Source organism: Bradyrhizobium genosp. SA-4 str. CB756 (assembly GCF_000473125.1).
Lineage (GTDB): Bacteria > Pseudomonadota > Alphaproteobacteria > Rhizobiales > Xanthobacteraceae > Bradyrhizobium > Bradyrhizobium arachidis.
Genome location: NZ_KI421499.1, coordinates 6615938 through 6637662, shown reverse-complemented (window position 1 = coordinate 6637662; position 21725 = coordinate 6615938). Strand labels below are relative to the sequence as shown.

Below are 21725 nucleotides of genomic sequence, written 5' to 3'. Positions count from 1 at the left end.
TGCGGGAACGCGGCCGGCCCGGGGGGGCCGAAAACGCGGTTTCGGCGGGCCGGGCGGGGCAGAAGGTAAATACTTTACTAACAAACAGAGGCCTGAGCGCGGTGCCGCAAGCCTCTCAACCGTCGTCCAGGGGCGCGCGAAGCGCGAGCCAGGGACCCATAACCCCAAGGAGTAGTTTAGCGAAGACCCGGGGTTACGACCTCATGCGAGAACGATTTCCTGGGGTTATGGATCCCCGCCCCGTGCGCAATTGCGCACTAGGCGGGGATGACATCTCGTGTTTGGCGCGCGTAGTGCGCCTCAATTGCTGCTGGTCGCGATGATGCTCTTCACCTGGCTCAGCGTGTAGCTGGCGCCGTCGATCGTCAGCAGCGGCGGCGACTGGGTCAGGTCGACGGAGGACACCACGCCCTGCACCTGCGCGGCGATGCCGACATTGTTGTTCGCGACGTCCTTGCCCGTGGCCGAGATCGTGTACTTGCCGTCGGGCCATTGCGTGCCGTCATTGCCCTGGCCGTTCCAGGTGAAGGGAATGTCGGTGCCGGCAGAGGCAGTGTATTTGCCGGTGAACACGGTCTGGCCGCTGGCATTGGCGACGGTGATGTCGACGGTGGAGTCGGTCGGCACGTTGAGATGCCAGGTCGCCGACGATTTCGTCATGGTCGCGGTCGAGCCGTCGACCAGGGCCGTCTTGCCGACGAAGCCGAGTGCCTGGGTCGCCTGCGTGGTCTGCTGCAACGTGACGAGCTGCGACAGCGAATCGTTGGTCTTGAGCTGCTGCTCGACGCCGGCGAACTGCACCAGCTGCTGGGTGAACTGGTTGGTGTCGAGCGGATCGAGCGGGTTCTGGTTCTGCAGCTGCGTCGTCAGCAGCGTCAGGAACGTCTGGAAGTTGCCGGCGAGCGTCGAGCCCGTGCTCGAGCTCAGCGACGAGTTCGATGAGGATTTCGGGACGTCCGTCGTGCCGGAGACGGGCGTAGGCGCGGTGGTGGCATTCGTAGTGGTCATTGTCGAATACTCCTCACACTCTGATGTCGACGCCGCTGCTCGATCCGAGCATGCGGCCGTAGCCGCGCCCGACGGGCGCTGCGGTAACGCTTTCGTCCTCGCTGATGATCAGCCGGCGGGCATTGCCGCCATTGTCGTTGTTCTGGCCGGATTGCTGGCCCGATGAATTCTGGTCGCGCAGGCTGAAGGACAGCCCGTTGCTGCCGGTCTTGAATCCGGCATCGTCGAGCGCGCGCTGCAATTGCGGCGCATCCTGCTTCAGCATCGCCAGCGTCTCCGGCTTCTCGACCGTGAGATGCGAGGTGACCTGGCCGTTGCGGTCGACATTGATGCGGACATCGATGCGGCCGAGCTCGACCGGATCGAGGCTGATGTCGAACCGCGTCTTGCCAGCGCGCGCGGCTGCGGCGATCTCGATCGGCACCGCGTTGAGCGGCACGGCCGTATTGGTGGCCGCGGTCGCGGTGAGCGTCGCGGTCGAAGCGGTCGCGGCCGACGTCGTATTGGTCACCGGCGCTTGGATGGCGGATGCAGCCTGCGCGCTGGTATCGGTCGTGGGCACGGCGGCTTGCGCGCTCGCATGGTGCGTGGTGGTGGCGGGTGTCGCATCGGCGACGCCGGCCTTCGCATCGGCCTTGGCGTCGACCGTGCCGGAATCGGCTTGCGGCTTGATGCCTTGCGCATGCGCGGCGTTGGCGGTCGTCGCTGCCGGACCTTGTGTGGTGGCGTTGGCCTTGCCTGCGTCCTGACCGATATTGGAGACGTCGGTCTGGCCTTGCGCGGTGGCGGCGGCCTTGAACGAGGTTTTTGGCGTGCCGAGGTCGGCGACGGCGATCAGGCCGCCGCTGGTCTTGGCATCGGTCGCGGTGCCATCGGTGGTGGCCGTATCCCCGAGCGTTGCCGAGGTGTCGGCAGCGACCTTGGCGCCGGCCGTCTTGGCGCTCTTGTCGCCCGCCGTTGCGGTGTCGGTCTTGTTGCCCGCGATCTGCGCCGCGGTGGAGGCGCTGGCGGCAAGGCCGGCGGCGGCGATCGTCAGCGGGGATGCGGCATCGGATGCCTGGTTAGCTGTGGCATTGGGATCGACCGGTACGACGGGCGCGGCAACGGGAATCGCGTTTGGATCGGGCACGGCCGCCTGCGTCGCGCCGGTCTGCGCGGTCGCCGTGGCATCGACGGCGGCGGCAAGCCCATCGGTGGTGTCGTTCTTGTCAGCCTTGGTCTGGTCGGACTTGTCCGCCGGCTTGGCGTCGGAGGTCTCGGACTTGTCCTTGGCCTTGCCGGCCTTGTCAGCCGCTTTGGCCGAATCGGTTGTCGTGTCGCTGCTGGCGCTCGTGGACGGCTCGGTGTCGTCGCTCGCTTTGCTCTGCGAGGAGGAGTCGCTCGATGACGTGTCGCGCGTGCTGCGGTCCGAGGCGGAGGAGGACGAGGTCGCGGAATCGGACCGGCGCGGCGCGGTGTCCTGCGTGCCTGCGTTGTTGCTGATCGCCTGGGTGTTGCTGTCGACCAGCGAGCCGAAGGAGTCGGAGGTGTCCCTGCTGCCCTGCGACTTGGCAGGCTTTTGCTGCGCGCTCGGAACTTGCACGCTGGCGGCTACATCTGACGTCCGACCGACCACAGGCGACCTCTTGGAAACATCTTCGGCATAGGAGGTAGCAAGGAGCGGGCCAGCCTTCCGTCTTCGTATTTTATACAGCAAAATCAATATGTTGATGAATCTAGGTTGGCCCCGGGGACCCCATCCGGCCCCGCCATTTCTGCCGCCCCGGCAAGAATTGCCCTAAGCGCGCCGCGCGCGTGATTGCTTCACCGGAATGCCGCCTATATTAAAGAGGCAGCTCTCAGCCGCTTTCGCCCGGGCCAGCCGTGCCCTTCGGGAACCAAAGTTCCCGGGGAGCGCCGATGTCCCGGTCAGAAGCAAATTGCGGATCGCCGAACGCCGCCGTCACAAGCTTTAAAGTCATGCTCAACAGTCTGGATATCGAAGGCCGACCTGAGGATACCAGGGTCGTCGTTGCCATGTCGGGCGGCGTCGATTCCTCGACGACGGCTGCGCTGCTCAAGGCTGAGGGCTATGACGTGGTCGGCATCACGCTGCAGCTCTACGACCATGGTGCGGCGACTCATCGCAAAGGCGCCTGCTGCGCCGGCCAGGACATCCACGACGCCCGCGACGTCGCCGCAAAACTCGGCATTCCCCATTACGTGCTCGATTACGAGGACCGCTTCCGCGAGTCCGTCATCGACAACTTTGCCGACAGCTACGCGCTCGGCGAGACGCCGGTGCCGTGCATCGAGTGCAACCGCTCCGTCAAGTTCCGCGACCTCCTCAAGACCGCGCGCGAACTCGGCGCGCAGGCGCTCGCCACCGGCCATTACGTCGCCTCGCGCCGCCGCGATGACGGCTCGCGTGCGCTGGTCTGCGCCGCCGACAGCGACCGCGACCAGAGCTACTTCCTGTTCGCGACCACGCAAGAGCAGCTGGATTTCCTGCGCTTCCCGCTCGGCGACATGACCAAGCCCGAGACGCGCGAGCTCGCGCGCCGCTTCGGACTCGCCGTCGCCGACAAGCACGACAGCCAGGACATCTGCTTCGTGCCGACCGGGCGCTACACCGACATCATCACGCGCCTGCGCCCGAACGCGATGGACCCCGGCGACATCGTCGATCTCGAGGGACGCGTGCTCGGCCGCCACAACGGCATCGCCAATTTCACCGTCGGCCAGCGCCGCGGCCTCGGCATTGCGGCTCACGCGCCGCTGTTCGTGGTGCGGCTCGATGCCGCAAACCGCCGCGTCGTCGTCGGCCCGCGCGATGCGCTGAAGATGCACCGCATCAGCTTGCGCGACGTCAACTGGATCGGAGGCGGCGACATCGACCGCGCTATCGGCAATGGCCTTGAGATGTTCGTTCGCGTGCGTTCGACCCGCTCGCCCCAGCCGGCCTGGCTGCGCGGGGCGAACGGTCACTACGAGGTCGAGCTCGTCGCCGGCGAAGAGGGCGTCTCGCCGGGACAAGCCTGCGTGTTCTACGACGCGCCCAGCGGGCAGGCGCGCGTGCTCGGCGGCGGCTTTATCCAGAGCGCCACGGCGAAGGTGACGGCGAGTTCAGCGAGGCCACTCGCGGAAGCCGTCCGCGGCTAAGTAATTTCCGGGGCAGGGGGCATGGCAGCAGACATCTCGCGGGCCGGGGTCGAGAAGGCCTATGGCCGCTGGGCGCCGGTCTACGATCTCGTATTCGGCAAGGTGTTCGACGCCGGACGGCAGTCGACCATCGCGGAGGCCGACCGCATCGGCGGCCGCATCCTCGATGTCGGCGTCGGAACCGGCCTGTCGTTGTCCGATTACGCGCGCACCACGAAGATCTGCGGCGTCGACATATCCGAGCCGATGCTGCGCAAGGCGCAGGCGCGCGTGCGTGCGCTCAGGCTTTCCAACGTCGAAGTGCTCTCGGTGATGGACGCGAAGAATCTCGCCTTCCCCGGAAACTTCTTTGACGCGGTGGTCGCGCAATATGTCATCACCGCCGTGCCCGACCCCGAAGGCACGCTCGACGAGTTCGTGCGCGTGCTCAAGCCCGGCGGCGAGCTGATCCTCGTCAACCACATCGGCGCCGAGAAGGGTTTTCGCAAACTCTCCGAGCTCGCCTTCGCGCCGCTCGCCCGCCGCCTCGGCTGGCGTCCGGAATTCCCGTGGGCCCGCCTCGAAGGCTGGGCCGCCAAGCACGGCGGCGTCACGCTCACCGAGCGCAGGCCGATGCCGCCGATGGGTCACTTCTCCCTGATCCGCTACCGCAAGGACTGACGGCGAGCCCGGCGCGCCGCCAAGTCAGCAGTGCGCTCCCTCCCCCGCGAGCGGGGGAGGGTTGGGGAGAGGGCTCTCTCCACCCGCGATATTTCGCGAGTCGCTCCGTCATTGCGAAGCGAAGCAATCCAGACTGTCGCGGCGAATCGAGACCTCATCCTGAGGAGCCCGCGAAGCGGGCATCGAAGGATGCGCGGCGCGGAAACCCGCGACATTCCAGCGCTTCAATTCGTCGTGCGCCAGCCGGAACCTCCGTATAGGCGCAGACGTTTTCTCCCCATGCGCACGACATCAAACATCATCTTGGCCAGCCTCTTGATCGCCGCCTCCGGCAGCGCGATCGCGCAGGCTCCGCCCGCCCCGGCGACGCCGCCGCAACAGACCGCGCCGCCTTCCCCGCAACACGCGGCCAGCTGCACCCCGCAGGACCGCCCGAACCGCGCCACCGCGCCTGACGGCACCACCACCGGCCAGGCCCGGGAACCGCTCGGCGACAAATTGGCGAAGTCCGACGGCGTGATCTGTCCGCCCGCGGGCGTCGACCCCGAAATGCACGCCCCGGCGCCGAGCACGGAGGGCAGCATGCCTGTCATCCCGCCCCCCGGCAGCCCCGGTGGCGATCAGACGGTCAGGCCGAAATAGGGCCGGCTCGGCCGGGCTCTCCTTTGCCTCTCCCCGCGCGCGGGGAGAGGCCAGAATCCGCATCAGCGCGAAGTCCGGGCGAGGGCGACTCTTCGCGACTCCAGTGCGTAAAAACGGGCGAATCGGTCCCAAACGGCGCGATTCACCAGCGAAATCACCCCCTCAATCGCGCCCACTTTGCTTGACTTCCCGCCGCCCCCTTCCTTATATGCCGCGCGTTCGCGAGATCGGCCTCATTCGCCGCCGCGATCCCTGTGGCGGGGTAGCTCAGCTGGTTAGAGCACGGGAATCATAATCCTGGGGTCGGGGGTTCGAGTCCCTCCCCCGCTACCACCTTTCCCCACACTCCTTTGACTTGGTTGGGATAGGCGTTTTCCCCGAGCAGGGCATTTAGCCGGCCTGCTATCTCCACGGCTACAGCACCTGGGCGGCCTGGATCGCGGAACACGGTGACCGTCTCGACTAGGTCTCTGATGGCTTCCGCGGCCTCTCCGTCGCCCGCACTGACGCCTTTACCCAGTGCGTCTTCAAGCCGACCGAGTTGCTCCTCATATCGTTTGAGGATGGCCGGATGCAGCGCGACTTCCTTCAGGGCGGGTGGTACACTCTGCAACTCCTCAGATATCCGCTTTCGTTCGGCATCCAGTGCGGTTGATCGCGGTCCGAGAACAGACGGATCGCCATGTCCTTTTGCGATCGCATCCACCAGTCGTTCTATCTCCCGGTTTAATTGCCCAAGCTGCTGCTCAAGGCGCTGCCGTTTTGCGTTTGATGTAGCTGCGAGGCGCTTCCGCTCCTCTAGATATGTGTGCACGTATTCCGAAAAAACCTTCGGCGCGCGGAATTCGGCCTTTAGCCCGCTGAGGACTGCACTCTCGACCGTGTCTAAATAGAACGTCTTGGCGTCAGGACACGTGCCACTTTCGGTGGCCGCCGAGCAACGAATCCGAACGCGCCCCGATTTGTCCCGTCCATTCGTTGCCATACCCGAGCCGCATGAACCACAACGGAGTAAGCCAGATAGCATCCGACGGGGCCGACGTTGATGGCTGGGGTGGCCGTGGCTGCGCTCCCCTTTGCGTTGCTGGGCAGCTGTGAACAACTCTGGACTGACAATTGCAAGATGCGGCACTTCAGCGATCTGCCAGTCACTCCTCGGATTTGGTCGTGACAGGCGCTTCCCCGAGTCGGGATCTTTCACCATCCTGACTTTGTTCCAGATAAGGCGCCCCATATAGAGTTCGTTCAGCAGAATGCCGGCGCCCCTCTCTTGATTGCCATTGATTGTTGAGGCGTTCCAGGCTCGCCCCCGCGGAGGTGATACCCCCTCCTTATTGAGATCATGCGCGATCTCCCGAGGCGTACGACCGTCCACGTATTCCTGAAATATGCGCCGGATCACTTGTGCCTCGGTCTCGACAACCACTCGTTCGCCGCTTCTTCCAGTGACCGCGGCGTACCCGTATGTCAGGCCGCCGCCAGCCAAACCTTGCTTGACCCGCCCCGCTTGGCCGCGACGCACTTTGTGCGCGTTGTCCTCACGATAGAGTTGTCCGACCAAACCGCGAAGGCCGACCAGCACGGTGTTAACGACTCCCTCGTGGACCGCCCGGATCTCGATCCCGAGAAATGACAGCCGCTTATGAATGCCAGCGAGATCTTCCATGTCGCGAGAGAGGCGATCGAGCGCTTCGACGATTACCACGTCGAAGGATCTCTCTCGCGCCTGGTCCAACATCCGCAGAAGGCCTTCGCGGCCCATGACGGACCCGCCTGAACGAGCCCGATCTTCATGGGTATTGACAACAGTCAAACCTTGGCCCTCGGCATAGCTTTGACAAAGTGAAAGCTGATCCTCAATCGACCGCTCGTTCTGCAGATCGGTTGAGAATCGAGCATAGATCGTCGCTCTTTTCCTTGTCGTCTCTTCGATTGGCGAGCTCTCTTTCATGATCTTCCCTCGCGGCCACACGAGCAAGTACTCGCGCGAGACGTAAGATCGCCTTGTCTGGATTCGTCTGCAAGACAAATTTGCGATCAGCTTCCCGCACGATCGAGCCTCTACGCCATCGCGAGGCTCAACGAGGTGCACGCACCCGCGCTGGCGCCAGTCGACAAGAGGTGGTGGGGACTGATCATCTCGAGCATCCTGCTCGGATGATAACTAAGTGCAACGGCCGCTATGAGCTCGTCGTGCAATCGGGTGCTTAATCGATGAAAAAGAGGGGAGCGAACGGCCTTGCTTGCGCCGAATTGATACTGCTCGGAGGGGCATATCGTCCCAATCTAGCGAATACCAGGGTGGAAACTCCGGGCTCCGTCACGGACTCTGTTCCAGCTATCGATTTCGCCACCAGTTCGCTCTGATTGGACCCGATGGCTCAAATGTCTCTAGCAGGTCTATCCAGGCGAGCGGAAATGATCTTCGCGGTTCGGGCAATGATCGGCGGACTACTAGGGCCAGGCCGATGAGCCTGGATATTGCGTGAAAACGGGCGCCGGGAGGAAATTTAGTTTTTGGAGCCGCTTCTTTTGGAAGATATCTCCCGCGTCGGCGCGTGCGTGGCATCCGAAGTTCTTGTCTTACCTGACAATCTCGCCGTAACTGATGAGCCAAGCGCGTCGGGAACTATATTCTTCGCCGCAGTCACAGCTTACGAGCGGCACCTTGGTCTAGGGACCGACGGCACACGGTAAGACCCACGCGCTCGACGTAATCGTCACCGGCGTCGAGAGACAACCTCCGAGTTTGGCGTAGTTACCTCGTGGCCCTTCGCCACCAGATAACTTCCTCGATGAAACAGGCGTTCGAACCAGCAAAGCGCACCATAGGTACCGATCTTTGACGAAATCGATGCCTTTCGCTGGCCCACGACCCTTTGCCCCATGAGCGAAAGATGCACCGACAAGAGGCGGGAATGGCGAGCCGCAGGATGAGGCCCGAAGGTCTGATCAATTGATGTCCTCCTTTGCTTTACATGCCTCTCTGTGACGGCCAAAGGCGGCGACCGTATCAAACTCGTTATCAAAGAGACTTTGATACGACCGTTCCTATTCCAGTTTGCATTGAGGGTTGGGGTCTCATCGTGCCGATGAGCTCTGATGCGTCTTCAATACGTCCGCCACCGCGAAACGGCTCGAGTGTCGCGCTGTTCTCGACGGTTTACAACGTAGTGGTATTGCTCACGGCAGCCGTGGTGCGCATCGAACGACCGATATGATCGACCTCAGCATCAGATCCCAGAACCCATCACTTGCTTAACTGAGGTGAGAAGCACCGCGGGCAATCTATGCTGAGGAGGCACCGTAATCAGCTATCCACGGGCACCCCGGAGCAGCGGGGAAGTTCAACCTGCCCAGGATCAGCGGGGCAAACGCGCATATCTTCAAGTTTGACCAGCAGTTTCTCGATCGCTGTGCATGACCACCAATGCTGGTAGGTCACCCGAGGACGCTCTATCGCTAAAGTGCCACCGTACCCTGAGGCGACGGGCCTCGCAGGAAAGCCGGGTGCCTTACCTTGTGATCCCCGGGGGCTAACTACTGAGCCAGCGGCACGTGATAGGGAAAGCTCCTTGATATAGGCGCCGAGTCGCATGCGCGCTGCTTTCTGTCGAACTCGCCAATTCAGTCTAGTTTAGACGCTCACAGGCTAATGGGCCTCATGAAGGCTTGGTAGCGCATTTTGGCGAAACGGACACAATCATCTTCGGTCGAGAACCTAGCGTGGAGCGGACGCCGGTAAGCGGCGCGGCGTATTCGGGTTCGAAAGCAACTGATGCGCAATCCGAATGGCCAGTCCTGCGCGGTCAAAAAGCCGGCACGAGCGGGGGGGGCGTGAGGTCACTCAGTCATAAACGTGCAGTGGATTGGCTGCGCGCTATCCGGCGCGTTGCCCCGGAGCGGCTGCCGCTGATCGCAAACATGCCGAGTGGCTACTATCCGAGGGGTAAACGTCGATATTGCTCTCGGCGGCAAGCGGCCACATGGGCTGCTTTTCGTTATGTAAATTGCTGCGCAGGTCTGTCAGCTTTCGGTAAGCCAGCCCCGATAAACAATCGTTGGGTTTAACGGGGGCGTGGCAGGGACAGCGCATGAGCTGAAGGACCACCATGTGCCGAGTTACGCTTCCGTTATGCTCATTGCACCGCGGATGCGGCAGAGATCGTGCCTCATGATGCCCCCAGGCCGTCAGGCGCCGAGCCGTGTTCGCACTGCTTCCGACCTACGGGCTAGGTCTCGTTCTGGCAATATTACTCGTGTTGCGAGCGCTAAGCTCCCGATTAGCATTTTGCCACCGCTAGCTGAGCTTGGATCCTGTTAGCGGGGTTGCAGGGACAGCGCTGCCCCGTGGGGGACGAGCGCCGAGTGCTAAGTTCAATTAGCAATGGGGACGGGCAAGGGACAACGTCTGCGCCAGTGCCACCAAACGGCGCCGAGCCGCGCGGCACTGCTTCCGATCAATCATCACCAACCCCCTGGAAGGGAAGGAGGTTTGCCTGCGAAGCAGCGGCCGCGGTTATCTTGGTGCAATTGTGTCCGCCATGTGTAGCGACGCCGACGCCGACTGTGTTGCCGGTACTCCCTGTCGTGGCTTTCGAGGTCTCGGATAAACTTTCCAAGGGACTGCCTCTATCGCGCTCCGTCTGGATTTACTCCGTCAACGTTCTCGCGTCTCTCATGCGCGTTTGGCTGTTCATTCCTGTTTATGCACAGCGCACGTGTCTGGGCATGCTGGTGTCTCCAATTTATCTAAGGGCGAAGACCTAGCTTAGAGAGCCGCCGGTGAGGATGGGACCGACCGATTTTGGTAGGTGCCCTTGAGTACTTCTAGAAGATACAAGTTGATATCCTTGAGGATTTGAGCCTCCCGGGAGCAAAGGTGGCCAACTCCAGTCTTCGTGACGGGGTTGGCCACCAGCGCTTGCGGCACTATGCCCACAGGGCAGCTCAGGCCAACAAATGCATATATTCGAGCGGCATATCATGTCCTTGCGGTCGCAAGCCCTTGCGGTGCTTGCGGCCAATCAAGCCCGTGCCGCCGATCAGTCGTTGGGACCATCAGATCGCGACGCCGCAATATTTAACATCGACGAAGTTCAGGCGATGCTAGCCATACTCGATTGCATGACGCCCAACCTGCGGCCGAACGAAGCACGGCAGATCGCTGCGCGCATACGCGCGCTTCTAGAGGGCCGCAAGGGGCAGCCGCTTCGAATAGGATGCCTCTGAGACCACTTAGATGTGAGTTTTCGGTCGGTTGTCCATCCCTGAACGAGGAAGCTGAAGATGCCGAATCTTTAGCGTACTCCCGTGAGGATCGGATGGATACCCATAAGAATGCGCCTCTGACGCGGAATGGCCGAGGGGCCATAGTGCCAAGCGTAATCGTAAGGTGGCGTGACGAAGATTGCAGCGCGCTGCAGTTTCACCAAACGGCCAAGCGTTCCGCGAAGAAGGCTTGGATGGACCGTGATCGCTGCATAAGACATTTGGCAACGCCAAGCCAAACCCTGGCTGCCACGTGCCCGGAAGTCGGAGCGTTCTACGACCGCGTCGCACAGGTAAAACAGATCGCAACCGAGGCCACTGCTGCGCCCCGCGGCGCTTTGTGCGGTCGCCTATGTTGGCTCAACGCGGCTGATCGACAACGTAATACTGGCGTTGCCAACCCGGTAGCGTAATGAGTGGCCAAACCGTGCGCAGTGTATCGAGCAAGAAACACTCAAGCCACTGTTACGAGAGGCGGATCGAGCTGGTAGCAGAGGGCGAGCGCCGATACGAATTTGTTCGGCGCGTCAGCCAAGCGACAGTGCGTGCGCACGGAATGTGTGGGGCCGTGAACGTTGTGTCCGGCAACCCTGTAAGTCTTGTTGGCGGCGATCAGCGGCCAATTCGACAAACCTTGGTTTAGTGCTTTGCAGCCGATGCTATATCACCCACTTACCTTTGTAGAGTTGAGCGCCGGTTAGATCGTTTGTACTTTCGATGTCGAACCTAGATCATTCGATCTGCGGTTCAGTGCGAAGTTTGAACTGATGCCTTGCCAGAAGTCGGCGCGTTCCAATCAGGTGTTGAGACGAACATCTTGTTGCACGCAAAAAGGGCAGGAGCTTCCTAGAAGGTGCCACTATCGAGATCCCGGTCAGCCACCAGATCAGCGGAATAGCACTTTATTGAGCGACGAAATTGGAAGCGGAGGACAGGGCGTCCGCGCTCGCCAGCGCGTGAGCTCTTAGAGTAGCCAATAACGCGTCGCTTGTGCTCGGGTCTCTAGTACAGTTGCCGCATTGATGATCATCGCTGGTGTACGTTGCCGGCGAATTTGCATACCCCTCTTGAAATGCGAGTCGAGATGGCATTTACCGAGCTTTTCATCAAACGTCCGGTATTGTCTGTCGTCGTTAGTTGCCTGATCTTACTGATCGGCGTTCGCGCGGCCACCGTACTGCCGATCCGGCAATATCCCAAGCTATCTAATACGGTCGTCAATATCACGACTTCCTATCCTGGGGCCTCGGCCGACACGATCCAGGGGTTCATCACCACTCCGCTGGAGCAGGCAGTCGCTTCCGCCGAGGGCGTCGACTACGTTATTTCCTCATCGGTGCTCGGTACCTCCACGATCCAAGTCTACATCAAGCTCAATTTTGATCCCAATGAAGCGCTCACCGAGGTGCTCTCCAAGGTAAACTCAGTTAAATACTTAATTCCGAAGGAATCGAACGATCCGGTCGTCACTAAGTCGACCGGTCAGGCCACCGCTGTCATGTATATCGCCTTCTCCAGCGAGGAACTGGCGGCCAGCGCGATCTCCGACTACCTCTCGCGCGTTGTGCAGCCCGCTATGTCAATGGTCGACGGCGTCGCAGCGGCAGACATCCTGGGCGGCCAGAGCTTTGCGATGCGGCTATGGCTCGATACCGCGAAAATGGCAGGGCACGGCGTGTCGCCGGCCGAAGTGTCGGCTGCACTCGCCGCTAACAACTTCCAGGCCGCGGCCGGCCAGACCAAGGGCTATTTCACTATCTCCGATGTCACGGCAAACACGGATCTGCGGAGTGTCGATGACTTCAAGCGCATGATCGTCAAATCCAATGACGGTGGCTTTGTGCGCATAGCGGATATTGCGACAGTCGAGCTTGCCGCGCAGACCACTGACACTAGCGTCGCTATGAACGGCGAGCACGCGGTCTTTATCGGCGTCCGAGCAAGCCCGCAAGGCAATCCGCTAAACATAGCGCGAGGCGTTCGGGCGCTGTTTCCAGAAATGGAGCGTAACCTGCCGCCGTCACTGAAGATGAACGTGGCCTACGACTCCACCAAATTCATTCAATCGTCGCTCGATGAGGTGGAGAAGACGCTCATCCAAGCTGTCGTGATCGTGGTGGCGGTAATCTTCCTTTTCCTGGCGTCGCTGCGGTCGGTCATCATTCCTGTGGTCACTATTCCGCTCTCGCTTGTTGGTGTCTGCAGCATGATGCTGGCGCTGGGGTTTTCATTCAATCTCCTGACGTTCCTTGCGATGGTTCTCGCAATCGGTCTCGTGGTCGATGACGCGATTGTTGTGGTGGAGAACATTCATCGCCATTTGGAAGAAGGTGCGCCGCCTCTAGAGGCTGCTATAAGGGGCGCGCACGAGATCGTCGGCCCCGTTGTCTCCATGACGATTACCTTGGCTGCGGTATACGCTCCAATCGGGTTTCTGGGCGGCCTCACTGGCGCGCTGTTCCGCGAGTTTGCGTTTACGCTGGCAGGAGCGGTGATCGTGTCGGGCGTGATTGCTTTGACCCTATCGCCGATGATGTGCTCGGTCTTCCTGAGGCGCGCAGAGGGGGGGCGGTTTGCAACATTTGTGAACCGCGGGTTCAGCACCATGACACGATGGTACGGCCGAAAGCTCGACCGCTCGCTCGACTATCGTCCGATTACCGGCCTGTTTGCGCTGACCATGCTGGGCCTCGTCGGCTTTCTTTATGTGAATACTTCCAAGGAACTCGCACCCGAGGAGGATCAAGGTATCGTATTCGCTTTAACTAAGGCGCCGAGATACGCCAATATCGACTACCTCGATTATTACGGCACCAAGCTCGAACACGCGCTCCAAAAATTTCCAGAGACCGATTTGAGCTTTGTACTCAATGGTGTTGGCGGCCAGCAGAGTGGCATGGCCGGCATGTTGCTCAAGGCATGGGACGAGCGCAAGCGCTCATCGATCTTGCTTAAGTCGCTCCTCCAGGCCGAGCTGTCCAAAATTGAGGGCATCAACGCGTTTGCCTTTAGTTTGCCGCCACTTCCGGGCGGCTCGGATGGCCTACCAGTGCAGATGGTGATCAATTCGACGTTTGACTTCCAATCCGTCTACGAGCAGATGTCGAAGCTGAAGGAAGCCGCGCAGAAGAGCGGTCTATTCATGGTGAGCGACTCCGACCTCGAGTTCAACCGGCCGGTGGTACGAATCAAGGTTGATCGATCCAAGGCCAACGAGCTTGGCATCACCATGCAGACCATCGGAAGCGCGCTCGCCACCTTACTCGGCGGAAACTACGTCAACCGCTTCAATTTGCAGGGCCGCTCCTACGAGGTGATCCCGCAGGTGCCCCGCGAAGAACGCCTGGCGCCGCAAGCAATCGGGAGCTATTATGTGAAGACTGCGGGGGGCTCGATGCTTCCGCTTTCGACCGTAGTCTCCATCGAGACTGCAACCGATCCGAACGCGCTCACCCACTACAATCAGCTCAACTGCGCGACCTTTCAGGCTGTGCCGATGCCCGGCGTCACGATCGGTCAGGCTGTGGACTTCCTGGAAGCGGAGGCGAAGAAACTGCCCGCAGGCTTCAGTCACGACTTCCTTGCCGACGCGCGCCAATATGTGCACGAGGGTAACCAACTGGCCATTGCCTTTGCATTTGCACTCATAATCATATTCTTGGTGCTTGCGGCGCAGTTCGAAAGTCTGCGCGATCCCCTCATCATCCTGATCAGCGTGCCGATGGCAATCGTCGGCGCCTTGATCCCGCCATTCTTTGGCTGGGCGACGATGAACATCTACACCCAGATTGGACTGTTGACACTGGTCGGGTTAATTTCCAAGCACGGCATCCTGATGGTTGAGTTCGCCAATGAGCTGCAGCTCAAAGAGAGACTTAACCGTCGCTCGGCTATAGAGATGGCGGCGCGCGTCCGACTGCGTCCGATCTTGATGACCACTGCGGCGATGGTCACGGGCTTCATACCCCTGATGACCGCAACGGGAGCTGGCGCCGCGAGTCGCTTCTCCATCGGGCTCGTGCTCGTCGCGGGCATGTCTGTGGGCACGCTGTTCACGCTCTTCGTGCTGCCGGCGGTCTACGTCGCGATCGCGTCCGATCATCGTGCCGATGCGAGCTCCGGCCGCGCGAAGATCGCTGCCGATCTCGACCTCACCGGCGCTGCTGATGCCCAGATGGCCAAGCAATGACGATCAAATTAATCCAGGTTCGCTCAGTGTGGTGCGAAGGAGCCTGCGATCGCTTCACGTTACCTTACGAATCGAGATCTTCACGCCCCGTTGGCTTTGCGAGGTTTGTAGGCTTTGCGACAAAGCCACAGTGAGCGTTGCGCCTCCGGTTGTCGCAGATCAGCAAAAACTGTCACCCTCTTATGGCCAGCTTAACCGGGAAGGACAACCGGCACACCCTATCCACGGGCTCGACGATCACCGTCCGCTTGCCTAGTGAGGTAGTCTACTAATTTTTGTGACGGCATTGCATTTGCAGGGATAAAAAATGCCAGCTTGAGGCCATCATTGTCGATAGCGCCGCCTGCAGGCGACGCACGCAGGATGAGGGGCGTCGCGCTCGCGACCCCGTTCTCTCAGGAGCGCCCGTGATACTGCCTGCTAATTGGTCTGCCGGCCCGCTTGGGATCCGGCTCGCATTTTTTGTGGCCGGATTCGGCCTCGCGGCCTGGGCGCCTTTGGTGCCCCTCGCCAAGGAGCGGCTCGCGGTCGGTGACCGCATGCTTGGTTTTCTGTTGCTCTGTCTCGGAACGGGATCCGTTATCGCGATGCTTTTGACCGGCGTATTGAATGCGCGGTACGGCAGCAAGCCCATTATCATTGGGGGTGGACTTGGACTCGCGATCTTATTGCCGTGCCTTGGAATTGCCAACACACCGGTCAGGCTCGGTGCTACGCTGTTTGCTTTCGGCGTTTCACTGGGCTCGATCGATGTAGCCATGAACATTCACGCGATTGAATTGGAGCGCGTCACGGGCCGTCCATTGATGTCTGGCTTCCACGCCCAGTATAGCATTGGGGAATTCACCGGCTCTGCCGCCGTGACCTCGCTCCTGTCGCTGCAGCTTGGCCCGCTTTTTTCGACGTTGGTCTGTTCGGCGCTGATGACGATCGCGATTGCGTCGGCCTGGCCGGGGTTGCTCGCGGCGGGGGCGGGGCAGCAGGGGCCATCGTTTGTTTTGCCCAATCGCAGTGTGTTGCTAATAGCTGTGCTCGCGGCTATCACTTTCCTTGTCGAAGGTTCAATGCTCGATTGGAGCGCTTTGCTTCTCGTTGAACGAGATCTTCTCGCGGAAGCGCATGGGGGCATTGGTTGTATGCTCTTCTCAATCGCAATGGCCGCAGGGCGTCTCGGTGGAGATGCCGTGGTGGCGCGAATCGGTGACCGTGCCATATTGATACTTGGGACTCTGCCGATCGTAACAGGATTCTTGGCTGTGGTGGCCGCGCCCGTTGCGTTAATTGCTATGGCGGGGTTCCTGCTCATTGGATTGGGCATTTCTAATGTTGTACCTGTACTTTGTCGACGCGCCGGCAAACAGAAAATAATGCCGCCAGCCGTTGCGATCGCGGTTGTCACGACAGCCGGCTACGCGGGTATACTCGTTGGACCCGCCGGCATTGGGCTCGTCGCGCACATGTTTGGCTTGCGCGTGGCGTTTGGGATATTGGGCGCGCTCATGTCCATCGTTACGCTGTCAGCGAGGATGATGAAAGACCATCGCTAAGGCGTTGGCCGAGAGGAAAGGGACACCAGTAAGCTTCCGACTAATGACCGTCCAGCGGTCGGCACTTAGCGGCTTAGAGACGATGAGCTCTCGACTTCATGGTAGCAGGTCTCGATCATGGCCATGGTGGTTGGCTGCGTCGTAGCTAGGATACACCGCGTCACTTGGGTTCTTGGCGTCCGACCGACCCCGGCGACAATGAACGCTTGTCAACTGCGAAGCAAAGTTGGAGGACGTGAGCGGCAAGTGCGCTCGGCTGGACATTCACCGCGGATTGATGCCTAGGATTGGGCCCGTTATCCCGGAACAGGCAGATCACTTTGGTACCGTTCATCGCCGTCGGCGCGATACGCCCGGTACGCCAGCTGAATGCCGTCCTCAAGCGAGGTCGTGGCGCGCCAGCCGAGCTTGGACAGCCGCCCGACGTCGAGCAGCTTGCGCGGTGTGCCGTCAGGGCGCGACGTGTCGAACCTGATCTCACCGCGAAATCCGATGGCGCCCGCAACCATGAGTGCTAACTCGGCGATGCTGATGTCCTCGCCGGTACCGATATTGACCAATTCCGGCGAGGAATAGGTCTTCATCAGATGGATGCAAGCGTCGGCGAGATCGTCAACGTAGAGAAATTCGCGGCGCGGCGTGCCGGTGCCCCAGACCACAACGCTCTTCGAGCCCGCGAGCTTTGCCTCGTGGAAGCGGCGGACCAGGGCGGCAACCACGTGGCTGTACTCGGGATGATAATTGTCGCCGGGGCCGTAGAGATTGGTCGGCATCACGCTGATGAAGTCCCTGCCATACTGGCTGCGATAGGCCTCCACCATCTTGATGCCCGCGATCTTGGCGATCGCATAAGGCTCGTTGGTCGGCTCCAGCGGGCCTGTCAGCACGGAATCCTCGCGCAGCGGCTGCGGCGCCAGCTTCGGGTAGATGCAGGACGAGCCCAGAAACATCAGCTTCTCGGCACCGTTCTGGTGCGCGGCATGGATCACGTTGGCCGCGATCGCAATGTTGTCGTAGATGAATTCGGCGCGCAGCGTGTTGTTGGCGACGATGCCACCGACCTTTGCGGCGGCAAGAAAGATCACCTGCGGCCGCACGCGCGCGAACCAATCGAAGACGGCGGCCTGGTTGCAGAGATCGACCTCGCGGCGGTCCACCGTGACCAGCTTTACGCCTTCTCGTTCGAGCCGGCGCACCAGCGCGGCTCCGACCATGCCGCGATGGCCGGCGACGTAGACGCTCTTGCCTTTCAGCTCAAACGCTGTTCTTGCCACGGCCGGCGTCCCGTTTTGCGTCCGTCAGATCGCTCGCCACCATCTCCTCGACGAGCTGTGCAAACGTCCGCTTCGGCCTCCAGCCGAGCACCTGGCGCGCCTTGCTGGCGTCACCGACCAGGAGATCGACCTCGGTCGGGCGGAAATAGGTGGGATCGATTCTCACCACGGTCTTGCCGCTCGTCTCGTCGACGCCGGTCTCGTCGACGCCCTGCCCGCGCCACGCGATGCGGCGGCCGACCTGCGCAAAGGCCAGCTCGACCATCTCGCGCACCGAGCGCGTCTCGCCGGTGGCGAGCACGAAATCATCAGGCTTGTCGGCCTGGAGGATCATGTGCATGCCTTCGACGTAGTCCCTGGCATGGCCCCAGTCGCGCTTGGCTTCGAGATTGCCGAGATAGAGCGTCTCCTCGAGGCCGACTTCGATGCGGGCGACGGCGCGGGTGATCTTGCGGGTGACGAAGGTCTCGCCGCGGATCGGGCTCTCGTGGTTGAACAGGATGCCGTTGCTCGCGAACATGCCATAGGCTTCGCGGTAGTTCACCGTGATCCAGTAGCCATAGAGCTTGGCGACGCCGTAAGGCGAGCGCGGATAGAACGGCGTGGTCTCCTTCTGCGGGATCTCCTGCACGAGGCCATAGAGCTCGGAGGTCGAGGCCTGGTAGAACCGCGTCTCCTTCTCCATGCCGAGGATGCGGATCGCCTCCAGGAGGCGCAGCACGCCGATGGCGTCGGCATTGGCGGTGTATTCCGGGCTCTCGAAGCTGACGGCGACGTGGCTCTGGGCAGCGAGATTGTAGATCTCGGTGGGGCGGATCTGCTGCATCAGGCGGATCAGATTGGTCGAATCCGTCATGTCGCCATAGTGCATCAGGAACGGCCCGTTGCCGACATGCGGGTCCTGGTAGAGGTGATCGACGCGCGCGGTGTTGAACGAGGACGAGCGGCGCTTGATGCCGTGCACGATATAGCCGAGCGACAGCAGATATTCGGCGAGATAGGCGCCGTCCTGCCCGGTGACGCCCGTAATCAGCGCAACGCGCCGTTTTGACTCCTGAGCCGCCATGGTTTCCCTTAGTAGCGCCGCAAAGAAATACCATTGCGAAGCCGTTTCTCGAAAAATCTAGATGCGCACACGCGCTCCACCCGCAATTAAAAAAGCGATCGTTAGCTCAGTCATACACATCATGCAGGAATGCACACTATATACATTCATTTATATCTGGACTGAAGGATGCCAACACATTGAGCTTCAAAAATGAAGCCCAGTAACCCTAGCGACGCGATGTTCCTAAGCAGGCGAGATGGATGGCAAAACGCCCTTACGCGTGCTCGCGGCGCGTTTGCCCCTGGGCGACATTTGTAATGAAATAGAAGCGGCGGTCTGTGCTCCTTATCTGTCCTCAGGAGCAAGTGTCCATTTCGTGCGGTCTCGTCATGGCGTGGGAGAGCGACGTCGCATTCGTCAATGCATCTGTCGGAATGGCGGCACGCAAGTCAGAACACAGCCCAAACTTGCTCATAGAGCCGCAGTCTACAAAGCGCTTTTAACTTCCGAACAGAACACGCAAGCTTGGGTCGACTCATCAACCATGTTCTGTGCCGTTGCTAATGTCCAGCTCGCGGCAGGCAGTGAGGGGCGAGGCGCGACAAAGTGAGAAAGAGTAGCAAACGTTGGTATAGATCGACGAACGTTTCGATATCGAGAGCTTACTTTCGTACAATGGAGCTTCGGCGCCAATCCTTTAACCTGGCCGAGCGTAAATTGCCTCGGTTTAAGTATGATAAGTCTCCTAAACCCGCGCTGGAAAAACGTGTCCAGTAACGCGGAACAATTCAAGCTAGAGCTGCTGCGCCGTTTGTACTCGATCATCAGTTACAAGTGGAATGTAGCCGCGCGAAGCGATGATGGCTGAAAGAGATCTAACTCACGCTTGTGAATGCGGCGGCGGTACAGGCGGTCGCGAAAACCGAACTCGACACCTGTTGCCATCGGGTAAGCGAATTTCATGACCGGGTTCCTGACTCCTTAAACTTGGGCTGCATTGATCGATATGTGTGGAATTGTTGGTATTTTGGGGCGTGGTCCGGTCGTTGGGCAGTTGCTGGCCTCGCTCAAGAGATTGGAATATCGGGGCTACGACTCCGCAGGCCTCGCGACTCTCGAAGGTCTCAATATCGAGCGCCGCCGCGCTGAAGGTAAGCTGAGAAACCTTGAGGAGCGGCTGCGCTATTATCCGCCGTCGGGGCACACGGGAATCGGTCATACCCGCTGGGCGACCCATGGAAAGCCGACCGAGAGCAATGCTCACCCGCATGCGACGGAAAATGTCGCGGTCGTTCATAACGGGATCATTGAGAATTTCCGGGAGTTGCGAGCCGAACTGGAGCGGAATGGAGCCCATTTTAACTCAGAGACAGACACAGAGGTGGTGGCGCATCTCGTCGAATCTTATCTCAAGAAGAGTTACTCGCCGCAGGATGCGGTACAAGCGTCGCTGCCCCGGCTGCGCGGTGCCTTCGCGCTGGCGTTCCTGTTCAAGGCCCACGACGATCTTTTGATCTGCGCGCGTAGGGGATCGCCCCTTGCGATCGGGCATGGTAACGGCGAAATGTATCTAGGATCGGATGCGATCGCGCTCGCGCCTTTGACCGACACCATCACCTATCTTGAAGACGGCGACTGGGCCGTGCTTACGCGCACGATGTACGTGATCTATAGCGTAGACGGATCTGTCGTCGAGCGGGAAACATCAAAGTCTGGCGTATCGTCCCTCCTTGTGGACAAAGCGAATTATCGCCACTTTATGGCCAAGGAAATTCAAGAACAGCCGACAGTGGCCGGCAAGACATTGGCGCATTATCTCGACACGGCGGCCGAGCGCGTCGCCCTGCCGCTCACATTGCCATTCGACTTTAAATCCATTCAGCGCATCTCAATTACGGCGTGCGGCACTGCAAGCTATGCCGGGCACATCGCCAAATACTGGTTCGAGCGGCTGGCGCGCTTGCCTGTCGAGATCGATGTAGCGTCCGAGTTCCGCTACAGGGAGGCGCCATTGCGCCCGGGCGATCTCGCGATCGTCATCTCGCAGTCGGGCGAAACCGCTGACACGTTAGCTGCGTTGCGATACGCCAAGGACCAGGGCGTGCACACGATATCTGTGGTCAATGTCCCGACGTCGACGATTGCGCGGGAGAGCGAATCCGTTCTGCCGACGCTGGCGGGGCCAGAAATCGGCGTCGCCTCCACCAAGGCATTCATCTGCCAGCTGATGGTATTGGCCGCGCTCGCCATCGCAGCAGGCAAAGAGCGCGATAAACTGTCTGAGATCGAGGAAACGAAGCTTGTGCGTGCGCTTATCGAAGTGCCGCAGTTGATTGCTACGGCACTGTTGATTGAGCCGCAGATCGAGAAGCTCGCGCGTTATATCGCCGACACAAGGGACGTGCTCTATCTAGGTCGTGGCACATCGGCCCCCCTGGCACTGGAGGGCGCACTCAAGCTGAAGGAAATTGCCTATATCCACTCAGAAGGTTATGCCGCCGGCGAGCTCAAGCACGGACCGATCGCGCTGATAGATGAGGCAGTGCCTGTGGTGGTGATCGCGCCATATGACGAGGTCTTCGAGAAGACCGTCTCGAATATGCAAGAAGTTGCGGCTCGGGGCGGCAAGATCATCCTGATGACCGATTCGAAGGGTGCTTTGGAAGCAACGGTGGACACACTCATGACCATTGTGCTGCCGGAGATGGTCGCATGCTTTACGCCAATAGTCTATGCCATTCCGGTTCAGCTCTTGGCTTACCATACCGCGCTCGTAAGGGGCGCGGACGTGGACCAGCCGCGTAATCTAGCAAAATCGGTGACTGTGGAATGAGGCGGCAGTGTCATATTTGAGCGGTGAGGCCACTAATGGAGTGGGCGAGCTCAAGGAGAACGATCCCATTATCAACAGCTAAATCGTAGACCGATCCAACTCGATGAGCAGA

Annotated in this window: 12 protein-coding genes and 1 tRNA gene; 7 read left to right on the top strand and 6 right to left on the bottom strand. The window is 60.4% G+C overall.

Going from position 1 to position 21725, the window contains the following annotated elements; all coding sequences use genetic code 11:
• Positions 1-300 precede the first annotated feature (300 nt).
• A complete protein-coding gene (locus BRAGE_RS0131810; RefSeq protein WP_027560932.1) occupies positions 301-1008 on the bottom strand; it encodes a flagellar hook assembly protein FlgD in 708 nt (235 codons plus the stop codon).
• A 13-nt stretch (positions 1009-1021) separates the two neighbouring features.
• Complete coding sequence (locus tag BRAGE_RS0131805; RefSeq protein WP_027560931.1) at positions 1022-2623, bottom strand: flagellar hook-length control protein FliK; 1602 nt, start codon at positions 2621-2623, stop codon at positions 1022-1024.
• Between the two features lie 344 nt (positions 2624-2967).
• Between BRAGE_RS0131805 and mnmA the strand changes: the two genes are divergently transcribed.
• The 4 genes from mnmA to BRAGE_RS0131785 all read left to right on the top strand — a co-directional run bounded on the left by mnmA (position 2968) and on the right by BRAGE_RS0131785 (position 5784).
• Positions 2968-4149 carry a tRNA 2-thiouridine(34) synthase MnmA gene (gene mnmA / locus BRAGE_RS0131800; protein ID WP_027560930.1) on the top strand — a complete coding sequence of 394 codons (1182 nt, stop codon included), beginning with the start codon at positions 2968-2970 and terminating at the stop codon, positions 4147-4149.
• A 21-nt stretch (positions 4150-4170) separates the two neighbouring features.
• Positions 4171-4809, top strand: a complete 639-nt coding sequence (locus tag BRAGE_RS0131795; RefSeq protein ID WP_027560929.1) for a class I SAM-dependent methyltransferase — start codon at positions 4171-4173, stop codon at positions 4807-4809.
• A gap of 279 nt (positions 4810-5088) precedes the next feature.
• Positions 5089-5451, top strand: a complete 363-nt coding sequence (locus BRAGE_RS57205; RefSeq protein WP_027560928.1) for a hypothetical protein — start codon at positions 5089-5091, stop codon at positions 5449-5451.
• A 256-nt stretch (positions 5452-5707) separates the two neighbouring features.
• A tRNA-Met gene (locus BRAGE_RS0131785) sits at positions 5708-5784 on the top strand.
• On the opposite strand, the gene BRAGE_RS52230 is transcribed toward BRAGE_RS0131785, so the two are convergent.
• Positions 5741-7402: a recombinase family protein gene (locus tag BRAGE_RS52230; protein ID WP_084334539.1), complete on the bottom strand. Its 1662-nt coding sequence runs from the start codon at positions 7400-7402 to the stop codon at positions 5741-5743. The two genes, BRAGE_RS0131785 and BRAGE_RS52230, sit on opposite strands and share 44 nt — an antisense overlap.
• Before the next feature lie 4404 nt (positions 7403-11806).
• Here BRAGE_RS52230 and BRAGE_RS0131755 point away from each other — a divergent pair.
• Both BRAGE_RS0131755 and BRAGE_RS0131750 read left to right on the top strand, forming a co-directional pair.
• Positions 11807-14911 (top strand): efflux RND transporter permease subunit, encoded by a 3105-nt coding sequence (locus tag BRAGE_RS0131755; RefSeq protein ID WP_027560926.1) that lies wholly within the window; start codon positions 11807-11809, stop codon positions 14909-14911.
• Between the two features lie 410 nt (positions 14912-15321).
• Positions 15322-16458: an MFS transporter gene (locus tag BRAGE_RS0131750; protein ID WP_430642261.1), complete on the top strand. Its 1137-nt coding sequence runs from the start codon at positions 15322-15324 to the stop codon at positions 16456-16458.
• Positions 16459-16754: 296 nt separating this feature from the next.
• On the opposite strand, the gene fcl is transcribed toward BRAGE_RS0131750, so the two are convergent.
• From fcl to BRAGE_RS57665, 3 genes are all read right to left on the bottom strand, one after another.
• On the bottom strand, positions 16755-17732 hold the full coding sequence (gene fcl / locus BRAGE_RS0131745) for a GDP-L-fucose synthase (protein WP_027560924.1): 978 nt from the start codon (positions 17730-17732) through the stop codon (positions 16755-16757).
• Complete coding sequence (gmd, locus tag BRAGE_RS0131740; RefSeq protein ID WP_028146458.1) at positions 17713-18798, bottom strand: GDP-mannose 4,6-dehydratase; 1086 nt, start codon at positions 18796-18798, stop codon at positions 17713-17715. The genes fcl and gmd overlap by 20 nt, the downstream gene beginning before the upstream one ends.
• A gap of 810 nt (positions 18799-19608) precedes the next feature.
• Positions 19609-19743, bottom strand: a complete 135-nt coding sequence (locus tag BRAGE_RS57665) for a hypothetical protein (protein ID WP_283808072.1) — start codon at positions 19741-19743, stop codon at positions 19609-19611.
• A 43-nt stretch (positions 19744-19786) separates the two neighbouring features.
• On the opposite strand from BRAGE_RS57665, the gene glmS reads away from it, so the two are divergent.
• Positions 19787-21613 (top strand): glutamine--fructose-6-phosphate transaminase (isomerizing), encoded by a 1827-nt coding sequence (glmS, locus tag BRAGE_RS0131735; RefSeq protein ID WP_027565171.1) that lies wholly within the window; start codon positions 19787-19789, stop codon positions 21611-21613.
• The last annotated feature ends 112 nt before the right edge of the window (positions 21614-21725 follow it).